Consider the following 5,294-nt stretch of genomic DNA (forward strand, 5'->3'; position numbering starts at 1 on the left):
GAAAATTGCACTATCCAACTCTTCTGCCGGAGTGCTTCAGAAAATGTATTGACTGTTGGGTTGGTCTCACATAGTAGGAAAATTTCAGTAGATAGATCGCTATAATAATCCTACTTACCTTTCATCTCAAAAGATGAAGTTTACATCCAGTTATTTGTAAGCATTCAGCAGTCAGTCATCAGCTATTAGCTATTTTTAGTTTTCGATAAAAGCTTTATCAATTTTCTTACTGCAAAAGTCGGCTTCCTTACTCTTAAAGTCTCTATTTATTTAGAGACTGTTTTTGAAGAAAATGCCTTATTGGTGTTTGCTCCGCATTCCGCAGGAAGAGCTGATAGCTAATAGCTGTTTGCGAAGCATTCCGTAGAAAATGCTTACAGTTATTTTAACTAGGACGACGTTTTTCATTGTTAAATTTTATTGTTGAAAGATTTACAGTAAAAAAAATTAGTAATCAGAATATAACCTTTTTGATAGATATTTAACATGGCAATTTTACATAGTTTTTGGGTGACAGAAAATCAACAACCTAGTTCCTTATTTGTTTGGGGAGAAACTTGGCATAGAATTACAGAAGAGGATGCTGGTGAAACAGAAAAAATTACTAATAATCCTTATGCAATAACTTTAGATGAACTGTTCAAGTTATCTAAGACAAATATCAATTTTGGTTTAGAAAAGCACAAAAAATCTACAAATCAAACCTTAGCTATCCCCACAAAATTATCAGAATCTAGTCAAAAAATATATCCGATTCATTCTGCCACAAATCTATCAGAAATTTCAGAAAAGTTATATCTTTATCCCTGGCAAATAGAAGGAATTTGTTTAGAACCTCTAGAAGCAATTAAATTTTTACAATCTATTCCTCTGGGAAAAACTACTGAATCTTTCATCGGAGCAGATTTAAGATTTTGGTCTCATGTTGCGCGATGGAGTCTTGACTTATTAGCAAGATGTAAATTTTTACCCTCTATTGAACAAACATCAAGTGCAGAATTTATTACAACTTGGCAACCTTTACTTGATAGTTCTATAGATCAAACTAGATTGAAAAATTTCACCCTACAAATGCCTCTAGTTTGTCGTACATATAATATTGATTGGCAGTCATATCTCTCTCTAGAAAATATACAAAATCTACAAATAATTACCGAAAATAATTCCTCAAAATTACCGCAACTTCAATCAAGTCAAGAAATTATCCAAGATTTCTTAAAAAATATAATAGATACACAAATTAGGCAACTATCAAACGAAATATCTCCAACACAAACTACCTCATTAAATCCCTCAATTAGACAATGGTTGAAATCCTTATTAGGAAAATCAAACTTAAAATTACCTGCTGCTAAAGAAACACAACAAATTAGCAAAATACTTGAGAATTGGAAATCTCCTCTACAAGAATATCAAACCACAGAAAAGAAATTTATTACCTGTTTCCGTCTCCACTCACCATCAGATAATTCCCGACAATGGAAACTAGAATATTGTCTCCAACAAGTCGATAACCCAGAATTTTTTGTTAATGCCAAAACTATTTGGGAAAATCCTGTAGCAAGTTTAAATTATCAAGGAAAAACAATTAAACTGCCTCAAGAAACTCTGCTAAAAGGTTTAGGTTTAGCATCAAGAATTTATCCAATTATTGAACCTAGTTTACAAGAAGCAACTCCCCAATATTGTCTACTCACTCCACAACAAGCTTATGAATTTATCAAAAGTGGAAGTTGGCGGTTTACTGATAGTGGACTGGGGGTAATTTTACCTCCTAGTTTAGCTAACCGAGAAGGATGGGCTTCTCGTTTGGGCCTAAGTATTCAGGCGACTGCTCCAAAAACGAAAAAAACCGAGAGACTGGGGTTGAAAAGTCTTCTCAATTTTAAGTGGGAATTATCTATTGGAGGCCAGAAATTAACTAAAGCTGAATTTGACAAATTAGTGGCTAAAGATAGTCCTTTAGTAGAAATTAATGGGGAGTGGGTGGAATTACAACCTCAAGATGTCCGAGCAGCAAAAAATTTCTTTGCTACTCGTCAAGACCAAATGGCTTTGTCTTTGGAAGATGCTTTGCGGTTAGCGACTGGGGATACTCAGACTATGGAAAAGTTGCCTGTTGTTAATTTTGAATCTGGGGGTCAACTACAGGAACTTTTGGATACTTTGACAAATAATCGTTCTTTAGAGGAAATTCCTACACCTGAGAATTTTCGGGGAGAATTGCGGAATTATCAAGCACGAGGCGTAAGTTGGTTGACTTTTCTGGAACGTTGGGGTTTAGGTGCTTGTTTGGCGGACGATATGGGCCTCGGTAAATGCGTATCAAATAATACAGAATTATATGTTAATAGTATGGTAATGCAAGTGGGGGGGATTTGGCAAGCTTATGCAAGTGAGGCCGAATTTGATGGGGAAGGGTTTTGGGCAAAACCGAATCGGCAATTATTAGTAAATTCTCTAGATGAGACAACGGGAAAAATTGTGGTTGCTCCTATCCGACGGTTATATCGACAGCGGGTACGAGAAAAGTTACGGAGGTTGAGGTTAAAAGATAAGAGTAGTATTACTATTACTCAAAGTCATAAATTGTTTATTCGCGATAGTTGGAAAAATAATTTTCAGGTGGGAGATTATGTTTGTGTACCTGCAAAATTAGTTTGGGATGGGAAAGCAGAAGATAAAGATTTAGTCAAATTTCTTGCTTGGCAAATAGCTGAAGGATATGAACAACCTGATACGGGAGGAGTAGCTATATCCCAAAAAAATAAACCACTTTTGGCAGAATTACTAAAGACTCTTGAGGACTTAAGTAAAAGATATGGTATTAAAATAAATCGCCCTGCTATCCGCCCCTATAGTGATAAAAAAGATTGTTACCAACTTGTTATAACCAGTGTAGAATATCGGAAATTTTTAGAAGGGAAAGGATATAAGTGGGGAAAGCGATCGCCGGAAAAAACTATCCCACCATTTATTATGCAAGCTGACTTAGACAGTATTAGAATTTTTCTGAGTAATTATTTTGATGCGGAAGGTTCGGTAAATAAAACAAAAAATGTCGAAATTTCTACAGCATCATCTCAACTTATTCAACAATTATCTACCTTACTAAGACGTTTTGGAATTTGGATGACAATATCTCCTAAACAAAAACGAGCTACTAATGGTACTGGAATTTTTCGTACTTATTATATCGGTACATTTAGTGGAAATTCAGCACGTCGTTTTTTACAAGAAATAGGATTTAATCATCCAGAAAAACAAGAAAAACTTAAGTCAATTTGTGCAACAAAAGCTAACTCAAATGTTGAAGGAATTCCTGCTTCGGATATAGTTGCCGAAGTAGCCAATAAAACTCAACTACCACTGCTACATTTAGGAATACACAGTAAAATTTATATCGACGGCTCCCAAGAATTTTCTCCTGCTAGTTTAGAGAAAGTTATTAATAGTATCGAACATATTATTAGTGGAGCTGCCGAAGAAGAATATCGTCAACTTAAACCTTCAAAGTGGACGACTAAAACTTTAGAAGCTTATTCTTTATTGAATATTCTGGAGCTAGAAATTAATAAAACTCGCCTGCAAAAATTACTCAATCAAGAAGTCTATTATTGTCAGATAGAATCTATCGAAGATATCGAATATGAGGGATGGGTTTATGACTTTGAAGTAAGCAAACATCATAACTTTGTAGCAAATAATATTCTTTGTCATAACACCATTCAAACCATAGCATTTTTGCTCAACCAACAAGAAAAAGAAGCACTTCTTACACCCACATTATTAGTTTGCCCTACCTCCGTATTAGGAAACTGGGAAAGAGAAGTAAAAAAATTCGGACCGAGTTTAAAACTAATAGTTCATCACGGCGATAAACGCGCCAAAGGTAAAGAATTTTCCAAAGCAGTAAAAGACAAACATTTAGTCATAACAAGTTACGCTTTATTGCATCGAGATGAGAAAATTTTACAGACAATAAAATGGCAGTCAATAATAGTTGATGAAGCACAAAATATCAAAAATCCAGAGGCAAAACAATCTCAAGCAGTCAGAAAATTAGACGCATCTTTTAGAATTGCCTTGACAGGAACTCCTGTAGAAAATCGTCTTTCAGAACTCTGGTCAATTTTAGATTTTTTGAATCCTGGATATTTAGGTCAAAAGCAATTTTTTCAGCGTCGCTTTGCCATTCCTATCGAAAAATATGGCGATACAAATTCATTGCAAACTTTACGTTCTCTCGTTCAACCTTTTATTCTGCGTCGTCTCAAAACTGACAAAAATATTATTCAAGATTTACCAGAAAAACAAGAAAATACTATCTTTTGCCCTTTAGCAAATGAACAAGCAAAACTCTATCAAAATATAGTGGAAAATTCTTTAGCAGAAATTGAAGCTGCTGACGGTATTCAGCGAAAAGGAAAAATTTTAGCCTTATTAGTAAAACTGAAACAACTTTGTAATCATCCCGTACTTTTACAAATCAAAAAAGGCAGTAAGAAAAAAGTAGAAATCAATGATACCAACTCTGGTAAACTGCAACGTCTAGGCGCAATGTTAGAAGAAATAATTGATGAAGGAGAACGAGCAATTATCTTTACCCAATTTGCGGAATGGGGAAAAATTTTACAACCTTATTTAGAGAAAAATTTAGGTAGAGAAGTATTGTATTTATATGGAGCTACCCGCAAAATTAAAAGGGAAGAAATGGTAGACCAATTCCAATTAGATCCTCAAGGTCCGCCAATAATGATTCTATCATTAAAAGCTGGAGGTACAGGTTTAAATTTGACTCGCGCTAATCATGTTTTTCACTTTGACAGATGGTGGAATCCCGCAGTAGAAAATCAGGCAACAGATCGGGTATTTAGAATTGGTCAAACTCGGAATGTTCAGGTGCATAAATTTGTTTGTACCGGAACTTTAGAAGAGAAAATACATGATTTAATTGAAAGTAAAAAAGAATTAGCAGAACAAGTAGTAGGTGCAGGTGAACAATGGTTAACTGAACTTGATACAGACCAGTTGAGAAATTTATTAATACTTGATAGAAATCAAGTAATTGAAGATGAGTAGGGGAGTAGGGAAGTAGGGGGAGAAATAAAAAGATAAATAGCTAACAGGAACTATGCTAAACCTAAATCATTTCTGTCAGACTTAGGTAGAAACCATATATATAGCTCCCAAAACTATAACGTTATAGTTTTTAACTCTATATATAGTACCTTGCCATAAGTTCTGTTCTGAAAAAAACTTTAGGAGGTTTAGTTTCCAAATCTAAGCACCAA

The 5,294-nt window shown here is 34.5% G+C and carries 1 protein-coding gene; it reads left to right on the plus strand.

The window, feature by feature from the left end:
* Positions 1-486 precede the first annotated feature (486 nt).
* Complete coding sequence (locus AFK68_RS44885) at positions 487-5,082, plus strand: SNF2-related protein (RefSeq protein WP_094673018.1); 4,596 nt, start codon at positions 487-489, stop codon at positions 5,080-5,082.
* Positions 5,083-5,294 lie beyond the last annotated feature (212 nt).

It is taken from the genome of Hydrocoleum sp. CS-953 (assembly GCF_002260545.1).
Lineage (GTDB): Bacteria > Cyanobacteriota > Cyanobacteriia > Cyanobacteriales > Microcoleaceae > Trichodesmium.

Coding starts and splice junctions, on each gene's coding strand:
- AFK68_RS44885 (WP_094673018.1), top strand. CDS start 487: ATGGCAATTTTACATAGTTTTTGGGTGACAGAAAATCAACAACCTAGT.